General features: G+C 65.8%; 14 protein-coding genes. 7 read left to right on the top strand and 7 right to left on the bottom strand.

Annotated features, from left to right (window positions below):
* Positions 1–32 precede the first annotated feature (32 nt).
* Both car and OLX23_RS18360 read right to left on the bottom strand, forming a co-directional pair.
* Entirely contained in the window at positions 33–3,575 is a 3,543-nt protein-coding gene (car, locus tag OLX23_RS18365; protein ID WP_264446489.1) for a carboxylic acid reductase, read from the bottom strand.
* A gap of 150 nt (positions 3,576–3,725) precedes the next feature.
* On the bottom strand, positions 3,726–5,000 hold the full coding sequence (locus OLX23_RS18360) for an MFS transporter (protein ID WP_264446488.1): 1,275 nt from the start codon (positions 4,998–5,000) through the stop codon (positions 3,726–3,728).
* A 499-nt stretch (positions 5,001–5,499) separates the two neighbouring features.
* On the opposite strand from OLX23_RS18360, the gene OLX23_RS18355 reads away from it, so the two are divergent.
* The 4 genes from OLX23_RS18355 (at position 5,500) to OLX23_RS18340 (ending at position 13,556) form a co-directional block, all read left to right on the top strand.
* Complete coding sequence (locus OLX23_RS18355; protein WP_264446487.1) at positions 5,500–8,178, top strand: TonB-dependent receptor; 2,679 nt, start codon at positions 5,500–5,502, stop codon at positions 8,176–8,178.
* A gap of 237 nt (positions 8,179–8,415) precedes the next feature.
* On the top strand, positions 8,416–9,468 hold the full coding sequence (locus OLX23_RS18350; protein WP_264446486.1) for an AraC family transcriptional regulator: 1,053 nt from the start codon (positions 8,416–8,418) through the stop codon (positions 9,466–9,468).
* A gap of 100 nt (positions 9,469–9,568) precedes the next feature.
* On the top strand, positions 9,569–11,314 hold the full coding sequence (locus tag OLX23_RS18345) for an N-acyl-D-amino-acid deacylase family protein (RefSeq protein ID WP_264446485.1): 1,746 nt from the start codon (positions 9,569–9,571) through the stop codon (positions 11,312–11,314).
* A gap of 94 nt (positions 11,315–11,408) precedes the next feature.
* Entirely contained in the window at positions 11,409–13,556 is a 2,148-nt protein-coding gene (locus tag OLX23_RS18340; RefSeq protein WP_264446776.1) for a transglycosylase domain-containing protein, read from the top strand.
* 30 nt (positions 13,557–13,586) lie between these two features.
* Here the strand turns inward: OLX23_RS18340 and OLX23_RS18335 are convergent, their stop codons facing one another.
* Together OLX23_RS18335 and OLX23_RS18330 are read right to left on the bottom strand one after the other, a co-directional pair.
* Entirely contained in the window at positions 13,587–13,976 is a 390-nt protein-coding gene (locus tag OLX23_RS18335; protein WP_264446484.1) for a response regulator, read from the bottom strand.
* A 121-nt stretch (positions 13,977–14,097) separates the two neighbouring features.
* Positions 14,098–14,505 carry a nuclear transport factor 2 family protein gene (locus OLX23_RS18330; RefSeq protein WP_319641336.1) on the bottom strand — a complete coding sequence of 136 codons (408 nt, stop codon included), beginning with the start codon at positions 14,503–14,505 and terminating at the stop codon, positions 14,098–14,100.
* 104 nt (positions 14,506–14,609) lie between these two features.
* Between OLX23_RS18330 and OLX23_RS18325 the strand changes: the two genes are divergently transcribed.
* Complete coding sequence (locus OLX23_RS18325) at positions 14,610–15,617, top strand: NADP-dependent oxidoreductase (protein ID WP_264446482.1); 1,008 nt, start codon at positions 14,610–14,612, stop codon at positions 15,615–15,617.
* A 24-nt stretch (positions 15,618–15,641) separates the two neighbouring features.
* Entirely contained in the window at positions 15,642–16,070 is a 429-nt protein-coding gene (locus OLX23_RS18320; protein ID WP_264446481.1) for a nuclear transport factor 2 family protein, read from the top strand.
* Between the two features lie 109 nt (positions 16,071–16,179).
* On the opposite strand, the gene OLX23_RS18315 is transcribed toward OLX23_RS18320, so the two are convergent.
* From OLX23_RS18315 to OLX23_RS18305, 3 genes are all read right to left on the bottom strand, one after another.
* Positions 16,180–16,554 carry a hypothetical protein gene (locus OLX23_RS18315; protein WP_264446480.1) on the bottom strand — a complete coding sequence of 125 codons (375 nt, stop codon included), beginning with the start codon at positions 16,552–16,554 and terminating at the stop codon, positions 16,180–16,182.
* A 148-nt stretch (positions 16,555–16,702) separates the two neighbouring features.
* A complete protein-coding gene (locus OLX23_RS18310; RefSeq protein ID WP_413629918.1) occupies positions 16,703–17,338 on the bottom strand; it encodes a twin-arginine translocation pathway signal protein in 636 nt (211 codons plus the stop codon).
* A 406-nt stretch (positions 17,339–17,744) separates the two neighbouring features.
* Positions 17,745–18,776, bottom strand: coding sequence for an SDR family oxidoreductase (locus OLX23_RS18305; protein WP_264446479.1), 1,032 nt, complete (start codon positions 18,774–18,776; stop codon positions 17,745–17,747).
* A 68-nt stretch (positions 18,777–18,844) separates the two neighbouring features.
* Here OLX23_RS18305 and OLX23_RS18300 point away from each other — a divergent pair, with 68 nt between their 5' ends.
* Positions 18,845–19,447 carry a TetR/AcrR family transcriptional regulator gene (locus tag OLX23_RS18300; protein WP_264446477.1) on the top strand — a complete coding sequence of 201 codons (603 nt, stop codon included), beginning with the start codon at positions 18,845–18,847 and terminating at the stop codon, positions 19,445–19,447.
* Positions 19,448–19,515: the final 68 nt, after the last annotated feature.

Here is a 19,515-nt window from a genome sequence, read left to right as displayed (position 1 = left end):
CGAGATCACCCGGCGTCACCCGCGTGCCTAGGTCACTTCAACAAGCCGACATGCCTGAGATCGGCGACGTACTTGTGGATCAACCCGGCTTCGAGATGCGCCACGGGATAGCCGGCCGCCTCGGCATCACCGGCAAATCGCTGGCACGGCACGCCTTCGCCCATCCCCGGATGCTGCGGATGACGATAGGGCTCGATGATCTGCAGCAGCGAGTGCGCGCGCTGGTCCTCGGGCAGGCCATTCAGCGCGGTCTCGAAGCGGCGGAACCAGTCGTCGTAGTCGGCGATCCGCTCGATCTTGCAGCCGGCCTCGACCATCCAGTCGACGAATTCGTCGAAGGCGACGAAATCGGGTTTCGGGCTGGCCAGGTTGTAGCTGCGGAAGCCCTCGGGCAGCGCAGCGCTGATGCCGGTGATCGCATCGGCGAGGAAATCGACGGCGAAGCCTTCGTAGCGTGCCTTGGGCCGGCCGTTCGACAGGTCCTGGGCATAGAAGGTCGCCGGCGCGATGCCCGTCACCGCGAGGCTGAACAGCATGCGCGTGAACATGTCGGGCACGTTGAGCTGGCCGGCATAGCGGCTGTGCGCGAGGATCATGCCTGGGCGGAACACGCCGATCGGGATGCCCGCCAGGTCGTGGGCTTCGCGCATCAGCACTTCGCTGGCCCACTTCGACACGTTGTAGCCATTGGCATAGCCATCGCCGAGTTCGGCCGAGGGCGCGATCTCGCGAATGTCGCCGTGCTCGTCAGCCGCGCCGAACAGGATCACGCCCATGGTCGAGACGTAGTCGAGGCGCTTGAGCCGGGTGGTCAGCGCCAGCCGGATCAGTTCGGCCGTGCCCGCGACGTTCGACGGGAACAGCTGGTTGTAGGGCAACCTGTGGTTCACGTGCGCGCCGGGATGGACGATCAGGTCGACCTCGTCCGCCAGGCGCTCCCAGGTCGCGTCGTCGAGGCCCAGGCTCTCGAGCGCGAGATCACCTGGCAACACCTCGAGGTGATCGGCGGCCAGCTTGCGGAAATGCGCGATCAGCGCGGGATCGGTGTCTAGCGCCTCTTCGACGCGCTGCCGCGCCTGTTCGGGCGTGGCGCCGCGCGACAAGAGGATCAGCTTGCCGCCGGACTCGGCCAGCCGTTCGAGCCAGGCGAGCGCCTGGAAGCGACCGAGCCAGCCGGTCGCGCCGGTCATCAGCACGGTCTTCACGGTGTCGGCCGGCTTAGGCAAGGCGGGCGCCTGGGCCAGCAGATCCGCGTCGATGAACTTCGAAAGCTTCAGATCGCTGGCGTGGACCGTGATGCTGTCCGCGGCGTGGACGGTCGAGAAGCTCGGGCGCTTCTTCCCCGAACGCGCAGCGTCGATGTAGTCGGCCACCAGGCGAAGATCGCCGGCCGGATTGATGATCACGCCGACGGGCACCTCGAGCCCGAAGATTTCCTCGAGCAGCATCGAGAACGACAGCGCCGACAACGAGTCCCCGCCGAGATCGGTGAAGCGCGCCTGCGGCGAGATGTCGCTTTCGGCAACGCCCAGGGTCGCCTTGACCGCACGCGCGACGGTTTCGATCACCGGGCGATCGGCGCCGCCCAGCCGCAGCGCACGCAGTTCGTCGACCTGTTCCTGCGCGATCTCGGCAAAGCGGGCTTCGAGCCGCGCGCCGAAGCGGTCCTTGAAGTTGGGACGGCTGAACTTGCCGATGCCGGTGAGCAGGCCGTTCTCGGGGCTAAAGCCCTCGGGCTCGATCAGGAAATCGCGCGGGATCTCGTAGCTCGCGAGGCCATGCTCTTCGGCCACCTGCTGGAGGCCGCGGCGGATCGCCGCCTTGACCTCGTCGGCCGCCTCGCCGCCTTTCGCGAAGTCGGCGACCAGCTCATCGGAAGGGACCACGACCGCGAGCAGGAAGGCGCGCTCGCTGGTGCCGTAGACATAGATCTGCCGGATCGCCGGGCTCTGCGTGTAGAGCGCCTCGAGCCGCGCGATCGCGACGAATTCACCCTGCGACAGCTTCTGCACGTTGTTGGTGCGATCGACGTAGGCGAGTTCGTCGGGGCCGATCAGCGCCATGACGTCGCCCGACTTGTAAAAGCCGTCGGCGGTGAACTTCTCAGCGGTCAGGTCGGGGCGCTTGTAATAGCCCGCCATGAACTTGGGGATCTTCACCAGGAATTCGCCGCGCGGATAGGGCTTGTCGGTGGTGAAGTAGCCGAGCTCGGGCACGTCCTCGAGCCGATAGTCGATCACCGGCGGGCGCTGGATCTTGCCGTCGACGGTGACCGTCGCGGTGGCCATCTCGGTCGAGGAATAACCGATCGCCATGTGGACGCCGAGCATCGACAGCATGAACTGATGCACTTCGGGCGAGAGTACGGCCGAGCCGCAGCCGACCGATAGCAGCCGGCCGCCGAGCAGGTTCTCGCGCATGTCGAGCTTGACCGCGTCCTGCGCCGACGCCTCGGCCTCGCCGGCAGCGATGCGGCGATCGACCTCGCCGAGATAGTGCTGATAGAGCATCTCGCAGACGCGCGGCACCAGCGACGACATCGTCGGCCGCACCAGCGCCAGGTCGTCGAACAGGGTCGAGAGGTCGCTCTTGGGCGAACAGTAGCTGCAGCCGCCGTTGGCCAGGGCGAGATAGAGATAGCCGTAACCGACCGCGTGGCTCATCGGCATGAAGCTCAGCGTGATGCCCGGCTTTTCGGCGCTGTAGAGGAAGGTGTTGCGGACGGTCTCCTCGGTGTACATCGCCCCCTTCGGCGTACCCGTCGTGCCCGAAGTGTAGAACAGCCAGACGAGCGGATCGGGATCCTCGGACTGGTGCGCTGGCAGCGGCGGCAGGGCCTGCCCGCGCGCGATGACGTCCTGCAGCAGATCGACGACGATCGGGCAATTGGCGGCTTCGAGCCGGGCGCGCGCCGCCTCGTACTTCTCGCGCTGGCCGTCGTCGCGCGGCTCGTAGTCGAACACGACCAGCCGCGGCGGCACGGTGCCCGCGAGGACCGCGTCGACCGCCGCGTCGATCAGCTCGATGCTCGCCGCCAGAACGCGCGGCTCGGTCTCGGCGATGATGGCGACGTGCTGGTCGGTCGGGGCGTTGGCCTGAAGCGGCACGTTCACCACGCCGAGATGGATGTTCGCGAGCTGCATGGTCGCATAGCCGGCGCTGGCGAAGCCGAGCACGGCGCCGAAGTCGCCCGCCTTGACCGGGTTATTCGCATCGTTGTGCCATTCGGCGGCGGTCGCCATGACATCGGCCCAGAGCTCCGCGAACGAGCGTGTCTCGAAGCTGTCGAGCAGGCGCGAACTCGTGCGTCCGCTGACCGGATCGGTGACGAGTTCCTTGGCGCGATGGCCGATGGCCGGCCGCGGGCCGTAGCCCTCGAAGATCGTCTGCACGACCTGCGCCAGCCGCAGCCCCGGCTGCCGCTTCGCCTCGACCACCGCGGGATCGGGCAGCGCGCCGATGAACTGACGGTCTTCGGCCATCAACTTCTCGAGCCGCGTCTTGGCCCAATCGGTTTGCGCACCACCGGTGAAGATTGCGGTTTTCTGAGGCGCTTCGGCCGTCGCGGTCGTCATGTCACTCTCCATAAAGCAGCAGTTTTCTAAAACGGGCGTGGGGTCCGAAGGCTCGGCCGCACGAAACAATCAACCAATTACTTGTTTTTCACGAAGCGACAAGCGGAGCCCGTCGCTCGGGGCATTCTTCGCGGCTTCGAGCCGGGTCTTTCAGGCCAGGGATCCGTCGGCTTCCAGTGTCGCGCCATCGAACGCGAGCCCCTTGCTTCGCCCGCGCAGCAGCAGGAACAGCCCTGCCCCCAGCAGCGTCGTGCAGGCCATGATCTGGAGGAAAGGCAAGAAACTGTCGGCCAGGTGCAGTACACCGCTGAGCATGGCCGCGCCCAGCGCCGAAGACAGCGCCAATCCCGCCGAGATCAGCCCCGCGACCGATCCATAGAGCGCGCGGGAAAAGTAGTGTGCGGCCAGATAGGCGACGAGGTCGCCCTCGGCACCCTGGGCCAGTCCAATGAACACCACGGCTACTGCAACGAGCCACAGGTCGTTGAACTCAGCCGCCATCAGGATGAAGCCGATCGCGGGCATGGCCATGCTCAGGGCCGCCACCCGATAGGGCGCGAAGCGGTCGAGCGCGATGCCGCAGGCGAACCGACCGACGACGACGCTCGCGCCATAGAGCGAGATGAACCAGGGGACGGTTGCGACGCTGATCTTCTGCTCGACCAGGAGCAGCCCGAACTGCGACGCCACGAGCACGTTCGGCGCATTGCAGAGGAACATGCCCGCCATGACGATCCAGAAGGTGCGGTCCTGGAATATCGTGCCGTAGTCGCCTTTGGCGGTGCGCCGTACGGGAGCCCGCTGCGTCTCGGCATCGGCCTCCCGGCGCGCCTCGCCCGGAATGATCGCAACCGCGAACAGGCCGATGACGAGCGCCACGATCGCGAGAACGCGATAGCCGTTACGCCAGCCGTGCTCTTCGATCAGCACACCCAGCACCGGCACGAAGGCGATCATGAAAGCCGCCGGCGCGCTCGCGCAGATTGCCAGGGCGAGCCCGCGGGCGACGGTGAACTGGAGCGCGACGACGCGGCTGTAGACGATGCTGGCCGTCGTCGCGCCGATCAACATCTTGAAGATGCTGAGCGCGAAGAACATCGGCATGCTGCCGTCCTGGAGGCTGAACGCGAGGTAGGCGAGCGGCAGACCGATCACTCCGACGCTCGCGATCGTGCGCGAACCGAACAGGTCGGTCAGGCGTCCGATGACCGGGACGATGAAGAACATAGCGACCGACAGGGTCCCCTGCAGCGCGAAGGTCGCCCGCGACCAGCCGAACTCGGCGATCATGTGCGGCGCAAAGAGGTTGTTCGAGTAGGACTGCGTCGCGATGCCGACCGACAGGCCGCAGGCGGCACCAAGCCAGTACCGCCAATGCTCTCGCAGTTCCCGCGCATAGCCCGCGCCGGGCGGCATCGCGGTCATGCCGCTGCCACGCGCTTCGCCAACATCTCGCTCCCTTTCCTTCCTCTTCCCGTGCGGCGCACCGAACCTGAGACGACGCCTGCATCCGAGAGCCGAGGATAACACGGAGGACCGCGGATTTTTTCGCTGGCGGCGCCGGAAACTCAGCAGTCTGCGCAAGATCGCCAATTGCCTCTGGGCGTCATGGCACCGCCCCCGGGGCGCATTCGTGCCGAGACCACCGGCACGTTGCGCCGAATGTCAATTTCGACAGACCGGATGCTGAAAAATCCTTCCGGATCGATGTTACGCTTTCATCGAACAGCACAGAATTCAGCACAGCAATCCAGAAACAAAAAATCACAAAAGCGCGAATGACCCTCTCACGGAAACAAGAGTGATCCTCGTCTTGAACGAGGACTATTCGCGCACATCCAGACGAATGCCGAATTTCATCTACCGCGCAGGACCTTCGATCTTCGCGCGTAAACCAGAACAATTTCATGAGGGAGAGACTGCAATGCACAAGGCACGTTTGAAGCCGACACTATTCCTGAGCACAGCCCTGCTGGCAGGCCTAGCCACACCGGCGCTGGCCCAGAACGCCGACGACAGCACCACGGGCGACATCATCGTTACCGCCCAGCGCGTCGAACAGCGCCTGCAGGACGTGCCGGTGTCGATCACCGTGTTCAACGCTCAGCAGCTGACCCAGAAGAACATCGCGGTCGCCACCGACCTCGCGGTCTATACGCCGTCGCTGTCGGTGAACGAGCGTTACGGCCCCGAAAAGGCCAACTTCAACATCCGCGGCTTCAACCAGGACGCCGCCACCGCCCCGACCGTCGGCGTCTACTTCGCCGAAGTCGTCGGCGTGCGTGCGCAGGGCGGCACGACTTCGGGCAACACCGTCGGCGCCGGCGCCTTCACCGATCTCCAGAACGTCCAGGTCCTCAAGGGTCCGCAGGGCACGCTGTTCGGCCGCAACACCACGGGCGGCGCCGTGCTGCTGACCCCAGCCAAGCCGACCAGCGAGCTCGGCGGCTATCTCGAGGGCACCTACGGCAACTACGATCAGATCCGCGTACAGGGCGCGCTGAACATTCCGCTGTCGGATACCTTCAAGGTCCGCATCGCGGGTGAGCGCAACAAGCGCGACGGCTTCATGAAGAACCAGTCGGGCGTGGGCCCGGAAGATCTCAACAACGTCAACTATTCCTACGCGCGCCTCAGCCTCGTCGCCGACCTGACGCCGGACCTCGAGAACTACACGGTCTTCCACTACAGCGACTCGAACACGCGCGGCTACGCTTCGAAGATCATCGGTTGCGCCACGCCGGCCTCGCCCGACAATCCGCTGAACGTGAATGTCGGTACCACGGGCTACAGCGGCACGCGCCATCTGCAGGCCGCCTCGTGCGCCGTGCAGCTCGCGCGCCAGACCGCACGCGGCGACGGCTTCTACGACATCGAAACGCGCAATCCGAATTCCTATCTGAACATCGTCCAGTGGCAGGTGATCAACACCACGACCTGGCGCGCGAGCGACAGCATCACGGTCAAGAACATCGCCAGCTACGGTGAATTCCGCGAGCGTGCGAACTTCGATCTCGGTGCGTCGAACTTCGTCATCCCCTCGATCGACACCGGCGTCGGCCTCAACGGTCAGCCGACCACGGGCTTCTCGGCGCGTCGCCTCAGCGGTTCACTGCCCAACGTCGTGCTGGCCGGCGGTCAGCCCTACGACCGCATCGTCCTCGACACCGCGGGCGACAACACCAACAACGCCGCGCAAAGCACCTTCACCAACGAGTTCCAGATCCAGGGCAGCTTCGACAAGCTCGATTTCGTCCTCGGCGGCTACCTCGAGTTCGCCCGACCGATCGGCTATAACGTCGGCCGCACGGCGATCTTCCTCGACTGCGCCCGGCCCGAGACGATCACCTGTAACAACCCGCTGCTGATCGGCTCGATCTCGGAATCGAGCACCAAGTTCAACTTCGACAACCACGGCATCTTCGGTCAGGCGACCTACAAGATCACCGACAAGCTCTCGCTGACCGGTGGCATCCGCTACACCTTCGACAAGATCGTCGGTCTGACCAACTCCACCCGTGCCGGCCTCTCCGCCAATGCGGGCACGGGCCCGCTGTTCGTCGATCCGGTGGGCGGCCGCCTGATCGCCCGCGCCTGCACCGACTCGTTCCGCCACAACCGCACCGGCCCGCGCGCGGATCCGGCGGTCGTGGCCAATCCGCCGGCGCTCGATCGCAGTGTCTGCACCACCGTGCTGACCAACAAGTCGAGCGAGCCGACCTGGCTCCTCAATCTCGACTACAAGGTCACGCCCGACCTGATGGTCTATGCGAAGTACGCCCGCGGCTATCGCCAGGGCGGCCTCAACTTCACCAATCCCGGCTTCGAAGTGTGGAATCCCGAGAAGCTCGACTCCTACGAAATCGGCCTCAAGTCGACCTTCCGCGGCGCAGTGTCGGGCTACCTGAACCTCGCCGGCTTCTACAACAACCTGACCAACCAGCAGGTGTTCGGCAGCCTTCAGCCCACGGCCGAAGCGGCGGCGACGGGTGTTGCCGGCGGCAACGCCGTCATCAATGCCGGCAAGTCGCGGATCTACGGCGCAGAGGTCGACGGTTCGGTCGGGCTGGGCGAGATCTTCCGGGTCGCCTTCGGCTACACCTACCTGAACACCAAGGTGAAGGACGTCGCACCGCGCGCCATCCAGGGCGACGGATCGCCGCTCGGCGATCGTCTCGTCGGCACGCCGTTCGGCTCGGTCAATCCCAACGTCCAGGCGGGATCGGCCTTCGTCCTGTCACCGAAGCACAAGTTCAGCATCACGCCGACGATCACGCTGCCGGTCGACGAGAGCGTCGGTGACGTCTCTCTGTCGGCAACCTGGGTCCACCAGTCGAGCTACATCAACGACGGTTCGGTGCCGAAGTTCGTCAACGGGCTGCCGCTCGGCTTCACCCCGGCGACCAACCTGATCAACCTCAACCTCGACTGGCGCAGCGTCGCCGGTTCGCCGGTCGATCTCTCGCTGTTCGTGACCAACCTCACGAAGGAACAGTACAACGTCGCCAACACCGCCGCGTGGAACTCGGCCGGCGTCGCCGAGATCATCCCCAACCAGCCGCGCTTCTACGGCGTGCGCCTGCGCTACACGTTGGGCAACTGACCGGAAGAGTTCTCCGTCGCGCGAACCGCATCGCGCGACGGAGCGACCAAAGTCGTTCGGCCGCTTGCCGATCCGACCGTGCGCCTCTCCGTCAACACCTCCTCCGCTTGACGAGCGCCGCACCACCTGCGCCCAGGCCGGCCCTACCGGTCTGGGCGCATCTTCATGCCCTTGCGGTTGCTCGACATTCGCCGCTCGCGCCTGCATCCTCGCCGCATGAACACGCCGGAGGGAACGATGCATGACGGCCATTTCTACTGCATAGAGAACCCTTTGGACGTGCTGCCGAAGGCCGGGCAGATACGCGCGTCACACCTCACGGGCTTCATTCCGCTGATCAACACGCTGGGCGGCGATCCGATCGAAACGCTCGATCGCTTCGGGCTCGACGCCCGCTCGATCGCCAGCGCCGACATGTACATCGAGGGTGAGACCCTCGTCGGGCTGCTCGAATACTGCAGCCGCCATTTCAGCGACAATCTCTTCGGCATCCGACTGGCCAGCCGACAGGGCCCTGACGTGTTCGGTTCGATCGCCGCGCTGAGCCGCGCCGCCGCCACTTTCGGCCAGGCCTTGAACTGCAAGGTCGAGTACGGCCGCGTCGTCCACGCACCACAAAGCGGGCTCGAGATCGTCAGCGACGGCGAAATCGCCGAACTGCGCTGGCCCACCCGGACCGGCATCGTGGTGGCGAACCAGGTCGTCTACCAGGCGGCCTTCCTCAATCTGAAATTCCTCGAAATGCTCGGCGGGGACGGCTTCCGCCCCAGCTACGTGATCCTGACGACCGATACGCCGAAGTCGGACTACGAGGCGATCGGCGAGGCCTTCGGTTGCCCGTTCCGGCCCGGCAAGGACTTCAGCGCGATCGGCTTTCTTAGCCGTTATCTGGAAAACCCGCTGCCGTCGGCCGACCGCCTGGTGTTCTCTTTGATCAAGGGATATTTCGACAGGGTCCGCGCAGCGCAGAGAAACGGCATCGTCGACCGCGTGGCCGACTACATCGCAGGGGATCTCTCGTCGGGCGCCTGTTCGATCGAGCGTTGTGCCGAGAAACTCGGATTGCCGGCGCGCACGCTCCAGTCGCATCTCGCCGAGGTCGACGCGAGCTTCTCGGACCTGCTCCTCGCCAAGCGCATGGCCGCGGCCAAGGCCTATCTCGCACAGCGCGAAGTGTCGCTGAACGACATCGCCTATCTGCTCGGCTATTCGGAACAGGGCGCGTTCGGCCGCGCCTTCAAGCGCTGGACGGGGAAAACCCCGCGGCGCTTTCGCTCAACGCTCAACTGAACTCGCGCGCCATGTCCATTCGGCAGCGCCGAATGCGCAGAAAAGCGGCCCTCGCTGATCGATAGTCCGTCGATAGCGAGAAATACCTCGGGGAGAGCGCATGCTGGACATAAAGATCACCGGCGGAACCATCGTCGATGGAACCGGCCGAGCGCAGTATCGGGGCGATGTCGGCATTCGCGATGGCCGCATCCTCGCGTTGGGTGCGGTGGCGGAGGACGCCCGCGAGACGATCGATGCGACCGGCCGCATCGTCGCGCCGGGTTTCATCGACGTGCACACCCATTACGACGCCCAGGCCTTTTGGGATCCGGCGCTCAGCCCCTCGTGCTTCCACGGCGTCACCACGGTGATCGGCGGGTTCTGCGGCTTCTCGATCGCGCCGCTGACCGAGGACTCCGCGAGCTACATCAAGCCGATGCTGGCCCGCGTCGAGGGCATGCCGCTCGAAACGCTCGACCAGGCCGTGCCGTGGAACTGGTCGTCGTTCGCCGAATTCCTCGGCCGGCTCGATGGCCGCGTGGGGCTCAACGCGGGGTTCTTCGCAGGGCACTCCGCGATCCGCCGTATCGTCATGGGGCCGCGCGCGGTCGGCGAGAAAGCCACCTCGGCCGAGATCGAGGCAATGCAGGAGCTCCTCGGCGAATCCCTCGCCGGCGGGGCCATGGGCTTCTCGACCACGATCTCGCCGAGCCACGTCGACGGCGACGGCCAGCCGGTGCCGTCGCGCTGGGCGGCGCCGGAGGAACTGGTCGCGCTCGCCGGCGTGGTGCGCCACCACGAAGGCACCGGCCTCGAACTGCTGCCCGACACGACCTTTCCCGACGGCACCGCCGAACTGATGGCCGACTTCTCGGTCGCCGGTGACCGACCCGTGAACTGGAACATCCTCGTGGTCTCGGGCGCGCCCGATGCCGAGCAGCGCGTCACCCGGCAACTCGCGGTGTCCGACCTCGCCCGCGCGCGCGGCGGCGAGGTCATCGCGCTGACCGTGCCCTCCACGCCGCAGTCGTTCCTGACCCTGCGATCGCAAACCGCGCTCCACGCCCTGCCGGGCATTTGGCGCGATCTCTTCGCCCTGCCGCCCGAGGCGCGGATCGAGCGGATGAAAGACCCGGCAACACGCGACGAGATGGCGCGCCAGGCCGAACTTCTCGCAACCAGCGGAACGATGATGTCGTTCCAGGGGCATCTCGGCAAACTCACGCTGCGTTCGATCCGATCGCCGGCCTACAAGGCGCTCGAAGGCCGCAACGTCGAGGACATCGCCGCCGAACAGGGCCAGCGCGTCATCGACGTCCTGCTCGACGTCGCGATCGCCGACGACCTCGAAACCGTCATGACCTTCGACATGGGCGGCAACGACCAGGCCACCTGGGACATCCGCGGCCGCGTCTGGGCCGACGACCGCACCCTGATCGGCGCATCGGATGCCGGCGCCCACCTCGACATGATCGACACCTTCGCCTTTTCGACGACGGTCCTGCAGAAAGGCGTGCGCGAACACGCGGTCATCGGCCTCGAACAGGCCGTGCACCAGATGACGCAGCGCGCCGCCCGCTACTTCGGCCTCAAGGATCGCGGCGAGATCGCCGAGGGCTTTCATGCCGATCTCGTGATCTTCGACCTGGAGACCGTGGGACGCGGCCGCACCTACTTCCGCTACGACCTGCCCGGCGACGCCGAAGCCTACCGCGTCTACGCCGATGCCGAGGGCATCAACCGCGTCATCGTCAACGGCACGGTGATCGTCGAGAATGGCGTGCACACCGGGCGCCTGCCGGGCAAGGTTCTGCGATCGGGTACCGACTCCCGCACGGTGCCGATCGGCGCTTTGCGCAGCTGACAAGGCGAGAATGGCGCGCGGCGCCTTGGCGCGACCGCTCGCCGTTTCAGCAAGCCTTCATTCATGGCATTATGCGTCTATGCTCGCCCACCTGATGGACGAGCCGCTCCCATTCCAACCTGTATCTGCGCCCGAAGAGAATTCGCATGAATCTCCCGCGGTGCCGGTCGCGTCCTCATCGCCAGCGCGTCCCGGCCGGCGCCGGAAATGGGCAGTCCGCATAGCGGCCGGCACGGCGCTGACGCTGCTTCTGCTGATCGGCTGGCTGGCGATCACCGCGCCGCTCTCGAAATCGCTCGAACCGATCGCACCGCCGCAGATCACCTTGCTGGCCGCGGACGGCACCCCGATCGCGCGCAACGGCGCTTTCGTCGAAGCGCCGGTGAAGACCGCCGCCCTCCCCGATCACGTCATCCAGTCCTTCCTCGCGATCGAGGATCGGCGGTTCTACAGCCACTGGGGGATCGACGCGCGTGGCCTGGCGCGCGCCGCCTGGACCAACCTGACCACGGGCCGCACCCAGGGCGGCAGCACGATCACGCAGCAGCTCGCGAAATTCACCTTCCTAACGCCCGAGCGCAGCCTGACGCGCAAGGCGCGCGAGGCGCTGATCGCGTTCTGGCTCGAGATCTGGCTGACCAAGGACGAGATTCTCGAGCGCTATCTTTCGAACGCCTATTTCGGCGACAACACCTATGGCCTGCGCGCCGCCTCGCTCCACTATTTCTCGCGCCAGCCCGAGAAGCTGTCTCCGGGCCAGGCGGCGATGCTCGCGGGGCTGGTCCAGGCGCCCTCCCGCCTCGCCCCCACCAGCAACTACGAGAGCGCGAAGGCGCGCATGCAACTGGTGCTCAAGGCCAGGATCGCCACGGGCAGCCTGACCGAGAAGGAAGCCGCCACGATCGCGGCCCCGCGGCTGGCAGTGGGCCGACGCAGCGTGCTGCCCACGGGCACCTATTTCGCCGACTGGGCGCTGCCGCAGGCCCGCAAGCTCAGCGAGGTCGGCTATTCGCGGCAGACGATCACCACCACGCTCGACGCACGGCTGCAGGCCGCCGCTCGCCGGGCGACACGCCGCCTACCCGGCGCGGCCCAGGTCGCGCTGGTCGCCATGCGCACGAACGGCGAGGTCGTCGCCATGATCGGCGGGACCGATTACGAAGCATCGCCGTTCAATCGCGCCACCCAGGCGCGCCGGCAGCCCGGCTCGACCTTCAAGCCCTTCGTCTACCTCGCCGCGCTGCACGACGGATGGAAGCCGTCCGACCGGATCTCCAACCAGCCGATCACCGCGGGCAGCTATCGACCGAAGAACTTCGGCGGCACCTATTCGGACAGCCTGACGCTCGAAGACGCCTTCGCGCGGTCGAGCAACGTCGCGGCAGTGCGGCTGTTCGACAAGGTCGGTGATCGCGCGGTCATCGCCACGGCGCGCGAACTGGGCATCGCCTCGCCGCTGGTCACCGGCGATCCCAGCCTTGCACTCGGCACCTCGAGCGTGACCCTGCTCGAACTCACCGCCGCCTATGCGGGAATCGCCGCGAACCGCTTTCCGGTGGCCCCCCGCCCGTTCAAGGTCGAGCCGAAGGGTTGGCTGGCCAGCCTGTTCGACGGGCAGGACAGCCTGCCATCGAGCGTCCACGACGACATCGAGCAGATGCTGCGCCGCGTCGTCACGCAAGGCACCGGGCGCGCCGCCGCGCTGAGCGTGCCGGCCTACGGCAAGTCGGGCACCAGCCAGGACAGCCGCGACGCGCTGTTCGTCGGCTACGCCGGCGATCTCGTCGTCGGCGTCTGGGTGGGCAGGGACGACAATTCGCCCTTGGTCGGCGTCTCGGGCGGCGGATTGCCCGCACGGATCTGGCGCGACTTCATGGCCGAGGCCCTGGGCAAGCGCGCCGACCGCCCGCGCCGCGCCAATCCCCGCGGTCCGGTGCAGCCACAGGATGCGCCCGCCGAGGACCCGGCGAAGCTCGCCGACGACGTCCGCGTCTGGATCGACGACAAGGGCGGTCTCAGCGGCAAGATCGGCAACGTCTCGATCAACGTCGGCGATCCGAAGCTCGCCGAGGAGCTGGGCCGTCTGGCACAGGAGGGCGCGACGCCGGCCCAACGCGCAAAGATCGAGCGGGCCAGCGAAGCCGCGCGGCGCGCGATCGAGACGGTGGGCACGCAGATCGAAGCCGCGCGCAAGGCTTCGGCGAACCCGCCCGCAGCCCGCCCGACGCAACCCGCCCCCTAGCCGTCGATGGCTAGGGACCCGGCCGCGACGTCACTCGGACCGGCCGGCATAGAGGTCCATCACCTGCTCGGGCAGCGCGCGAAAGCTGAACGGCTTCGCGATCACGCCGAGCAGTTCGGTCTTCTGCAGTTCCTTGAGCTCGGGATCCATCAAGGCGGCCGAAATGATGATCGCCGGCAGGTCCTCGTAGCCCTGCGTAGCGCGCGCCTGGCGGATGAAATCGACGCCGTCCATCGTCGGCAGCCGGAAATCGACGAGCGCCAGATCATAGCGTCCCGGCGAGTTCGACAGGTTCTCGAGCGCCGTGGCGCCACAATCGAACGAGGTCACGTCGAAACGCTCGCTTCGCTCCAGCGAGAGCTTGACGATGAACTGAATGCCTTGCTCATCTTCGACCAGAAGAACGCGAATGACCGACATGTTCGGCGGCTTTCTCGAGAGGTGCGGAATCGCCCCAGGAAGTCAGCATAATGCACAGAACGTCGGCCGGGCCAATTCGTGCCCGAACTTCAATCACGCAAGCCCCGTTCTGGGGCATCCGTCAGTCGGCGGTCTTGGCGCGGGCCGCCGCGACGATCGCCTGCGGGTCGAAATAGTAAGGCTTGATCTCGCAGCACTTGCCGTCGCGGAACCGGAACAGCTCGCAGAGTTCGGCGGGCGGGATCGCGGGATCGGCGAAGCGCATCGTCAGGATCGTCACGGCATAGTCGCCGCCCGCAGTCGTCTGCGTGCGATCGAGCGCGGCGACGTCGAGCATGCCCATCACCTTGATGAACAGGTCGCGCAGCGCATATTTGCCGCGATAGACTCCCGCCATCGGCAGGCCCTCCGCCTCGGTGACGAAGAAATCGTCGGTCAGCATCGCCGCGGCCTTGTCCCAGTCCCCCACCCCGGTCGCGGCATAGAGCTGGTCGACGAATGCGATCATGTCTTCGTGAGTCATGGCCATGGCGCCTCTCCTTGGTCGGGCGGAGATTGCGGACAATCGCGCAATGGCGAAACCTAGCGAATAAACTAGCCGTGCGGGCCTCGTCCGGGCGCTATGAACCGGTGATGGAGACCGTGCGCCAGATCGTCCTCGTCCGCCGCCCCCAGGGTGTTCCCCTCCCCAGCGACTTCGCGCTGGCCGAGGCGCCGATGCCGCAGCCCGGCGACGGCGAGATCCTGGTGAAGATGCGCGTCGGCTCGGTCGATCCGGCGATCCGCGGCTTTCTCGACGATCGCCCGAGCTATCTGCCGCCGGTGGCCATCGACGCGCCGATCGCCGGCATGTCGCTCGGCGAGGTCGTCGTCTCGCACAATCCGGCCTATCCGGTCGGCACCCTGGTGCGCGCCTTCGCCACATGGTCCGATCACTACGTCATCGGCGCCGATGCGCTGGGCCTCGAAGTGGTGGACCCGCAACCGGGCACCGATCTCCATCACTACATGGGCGCGCTCGGTCCGGTCGGTCTGACCGCCTGGGTCGGCCTCTTCGCCGTCGGCGAGGCCAAGCCCGGCGAGACCGTGGTGATCAGCGCCGCGGCCGGCGCCACGGGTTCGACCGTGGGCCAGATCGCCAGGGCGCACGGCTGCAAAGTCGTGGGCCTGGTCGGCTCGGCGGAGAAGGCCGAGGTGATCCGCGGCCTCGGCTTCGACGCGGCGATCGACTACCGCGCCACCCCCGACATCGCCGCCGAGATCGCCAAGGTCGCACCCGAAGGGGTCGACGTCTATTTCGACAATGTCGGCGGCGAGACGCTCGAGGCGGTATTGCCGTTGATGCGACTGCACGGGCGCGTGCCCGTCTGCGGCATGGTCGGCCAGTACAACGACGCCGATCATCCGCACGGCGTGAAGACGCTGTGGCAGCTCGTGGTCAACCGCATCAAGATGCAGGGCTTCATCACTTACGACTATCCCGCGGTGCTCGAACGCGCACAGCGCGAGCTCGACGGATGGGTTGCCGACGGCCGGCTCAAGCCGCTCGCCAATGTCCGCGACGGCTTCGAGAAACTGCCCGAGGCCTTCATCGACCTGATGTCCGGTCGCACGATCGGCAAGACCATCGTGCGGATCTAAGAATACAAGAGGGAGAGACCGAAGATGCCCTTCACCGGCCCCAGCGAAGACCGCCTGGCGATCCGCGAACTGCTCGAGACCTATGCCGACGCGGTGACGCGCAACGATTCCATGGCCTGGGGCGCGACCTGGGCCGAGGACGGCGAATGGTCGCTGCCCGACTATCCCGAGCTCGGCACAACCAAGGGCCGCGAAGCGATCGTCGCGATGTGGATCGAGGCGATGAAGGCCTATCCGGGGATCATGTTCGAGGCCTGGCCCGGCGCGATCGAAGTCGACGGCGACCGCGCGACGATGCGCAGCTACACCTCCGAGATCTACGACCAGGACGGCCTGACCAAGCGCGATCGCGGCGCCTACGAGGACGTCTGCGTCAAGCGCGACGGCCGCTGGCTGTTCCAGAGCCGCACCTTCCGCAACATCCACCGCCAGCATGCCCCGACGGGACTCTAGACCGCCTAAGGTGACAAAGGTGACGAAAGTGACACGGTCCTAAAAGGGATAAGTGTCACCTTGGCGCGGCCTTGCAGCCTGGCCGAATTTCGTCCTGTAGGACAGCCCCTCAGCGACCGAGCAGGCGCGCGACCATCTCCAGCAGCTGCTCGTCGGTGAAGGGCTTCACGAGGATCGGGATGTTCCGCGCCGCCAGGTCGAGCGTCTGGGGCTCGTATCCCGTGGTCACGCCCCAAGGAATGCCCAGCGCGTCGCAGCGATTGCCGACGTCGAAGGAGAAGCTGCCGTGGAGATTGAGGTCGAGAATGGCCGCATCGACGCGGCTGTCGCGCAGCAGTTCCAGCGCCTGCTCGACGTTGGGAACCGGCCCGACGACGTCGTAGCCCGCATCGCTGATAACGCCTTCGGCGACGAGTGCGGGCAGCATCTCGTCCTCGAGCAGCAGGATGGTGGGTCGCGCCCCGCTGGTGCTGGCATTGTTCACGTGACGCACCTTGCTGCGGCGGAAGCGCGCTAAGTCGCCCATACGCTGACGAGCCGGAATAGGTCAGCGACGCCGCGCTGTAACACGAATGCCCTCGCCGTCGACACGTATCTCCGAGCGGAGCCCGGCTGCGCGAGAGGCTTCCGGGCTACTTGGATACGGCCGGCCCGGCCTTGCTGGCGGCGACCATCGAATCCCAGGTGGCCCATTCGATCGAACGCCCCGGATAGACGGCGCTCTTGAACGGCCAGTCCTTCTGCACCCAGGCGGTCACCCACTGGTACAGCTCGGCGTCGAAGCCCGCATCGTAGTCGGCTTTCGTCACCCACATCCTGACCACGGCGTCATGGCCTTTCACCGGGCTCGGAGAGACATAGACGCTGCCACGCTCGCGCCGGCCGTCGGGCGTGAGCACGGCATAGGCGAACGATTTGCGGCCGCTGAAGCGGGCCTGCTCGTTCTGCATGTCCTGCATCGCATCGGCATCGGTGATGCCCTGGCGCGGCCAGCGGTCGCTGCGCGAGAAGGTCCGCTGCAGATGCTCGATCGACGACATGTAGGCATCGAAATCGACCTTCACGAGATCGGGCCCCAGCGGGACCAGCTTGAAGCCCGGCCCTTCGATCAGCGTCGGAACGGCGAAATCCGCAGCCACGAACAGCGGCTTCGGCGCCGCTGGCGTCATGCTGGCGGGCACGGCCTGAGGCGTTTCCGCGAGGGCCGGATTTCCGGTCATCGCCAGGATCGTGAGGGTAAAACCTGCGCCCGTGACCCGAAATTTCACTATGCCTACTCCCCTGGACCGAGGGCTCGTCGCGAAAACCGCGCCATCGCCTGCCGCAGGCTTCGAATCCCAAACCAGCGAGCGCCGAACCAGCAGCAAAAGCCCTATGTGGCGCATAGACGCCGCCTATGCCTGGGCTGGCCGGCGGATCGACTTTCGGCGAGGTTTTCCGCGGACCTTAACGGTCGTACGCCCTGCGTTTCGCCATACCTGCGGCAGTCACCCCAAACGCCGCTCACCCTGAGCTTGTCGAAGGGGGCTGGCAGAACGGGCGCTGGTGCTTCGACAAGCTCAGAACGAGCGGGCATGGGGGCTAAAGACGCAGGCAAACAATATCGATCAGAATTGGTCGGCCGTGGATGCCGTTGTTTACCCGCTCATCCTCAAGGCTGACTCTTCAAAATGCTCAAGTGCTGCCGCCTCCAATCACGCCGAGCCGCACGAGGCTTTCCGCACTCGCCAGAATCGCGTCCTCTGGCGATCGCGGACTCCATCCAAGCATTTGCTGCGCCTTTTCGCCGCTTGCGTCGAGTCTAACGCCGAGCAATGGCACGATCCCCTTCATGGACGGGTTCGCCATAGCGATCGTTCGGACGAGCAGGTTGGGTAGCTCACGCGTCGAGACCTTGTTTGCCACGGGGCCGAGCCGATCCTTGAGCAGCCTCGCGATATCGACCATCCACATGCTGTGGCCCGAGGTCGCGAGGAAGCGTTCCCCCGCTGCTTTAGGGTCTGTCATCGCGAGCAAGTGCAGGTCCGCGACGTCCCGCACATCGACGATGCAGGTATTGATCTTCGGACAGCCAGGCTGACCGTCGAGCATCTGTTTGATGGTGCGGATCGAATGCGAATAGTCGCCGAGCGCGGGCCCGAGCACCATTGTCGGATTGATCGACGCGAGTTCCAGGCCACGGCCTTCGCGCGCGATGAATTCCCATGATGCGAGTTCTGCCAGCGTCTTCGATTTCTGATAGGGTGCAATCAGCCCATCGAGGTCGCTCCAGTCCGTTTCGACGAACGGCCGGCCAATCGATTTCCTGTGCCCCGCGCCAACCGCGCCGAATGCTGAGGTTAGCACGACGCGCTTCATGCCCGCATCGCGCGCCGCGCGCAGCAAACGCAGGTTGCCTTCGACGGCAGGGCGAACCCAATCGTCCTCGGCTACCTGATCGCCCGCCGGAGTTGGCGAAGCGCCATGAAAGGCATACTCACAATCGGCAGCAGCCTCCGCCCAACCGTCATCGGCCATCAAATCGGCGACCGCGAATTCCAACCGAGCGCCCGGTTCGACCCCACCAGCGCGGAGGCTGGCTATGACCTCATCTTTGCGCTTCAGCGACCGCAAGGTGGTCTTCACGTCGTAGCCTGCGTTGAGCAGGGCGACGATGCAGTGCTGCGCTATGAACCCGGTGCCGCCGGTTACCAGAACCTTCGTCATGACAATCTCCATTGATCGATATGTCTACGCCTGTAGATTGTGATCGCACGAGAGTCTACAGGTGTATAATGAATTCCAGCAACCAACCCCCTTCACCACGTTCCAGCAAAGCCGAGGCCACCCGCGCCGCAATCCTGAAATCGGCGCGGCGACTGTTCGCGGCACATGGCTATGACGGAGTAGGCTTGCGTGGCATCGCCGAGGGGGCGGGTGTCACTGCGATGATGATCGGTCGCTATTTCGGATCGAAAGAGGGGCTATTCGGCGACGTGGTGACCGACAGCATGCGCGATCCGGTGATCCTGTCGGAAGCAAACCTCGCAGCGCCGGACATCGCGCGCAGGTTCGCCGAGGCGCTGATCGGGCTGACGGGAGAAGGTGCCGAACCGCTCGACGGCTTCCTGATCCTATTCCGCTCCACTGCAAGCCCTGTGGCCGCGCGGATCGCGCGTGAGCGGATCTTGGCCGCGCACCAAGCCACGGCGCAAGACCTGTTGAAGGGACAGCACGCCGCCGAGCGAGCGGCGATCTTCCTGTCGATCGTCGCCGGGTTTCAGATGAATCGACAAATGCTACAGCTAGATCCGCTGGTGAGGGCAGACCCAGCGCTGCTTATCGAACTTATGACGCGCGTATTTGAGGCCATCTTTGGAGCGGCGGATAAACGATAGGCATCCAATGCCACAAAGCTCTCGTCATCCCGATCAGAGCCCCGAGCACCCTCCCGCCCCCCTCGCAC

The organism is Novosphingobium sp. JCM 18896, assembly GCF_025938095.1.
GTDB lineage: Bacteria > Pseudomonadota > Alphaproteobacteria > Sphingomonadales > Sphingomonadaceae > Novosphingobium.
Note: the sequence above shows the minus strand (reverse complement) of the source record. Positions and strands in the feature narration are given on the sequence as shown.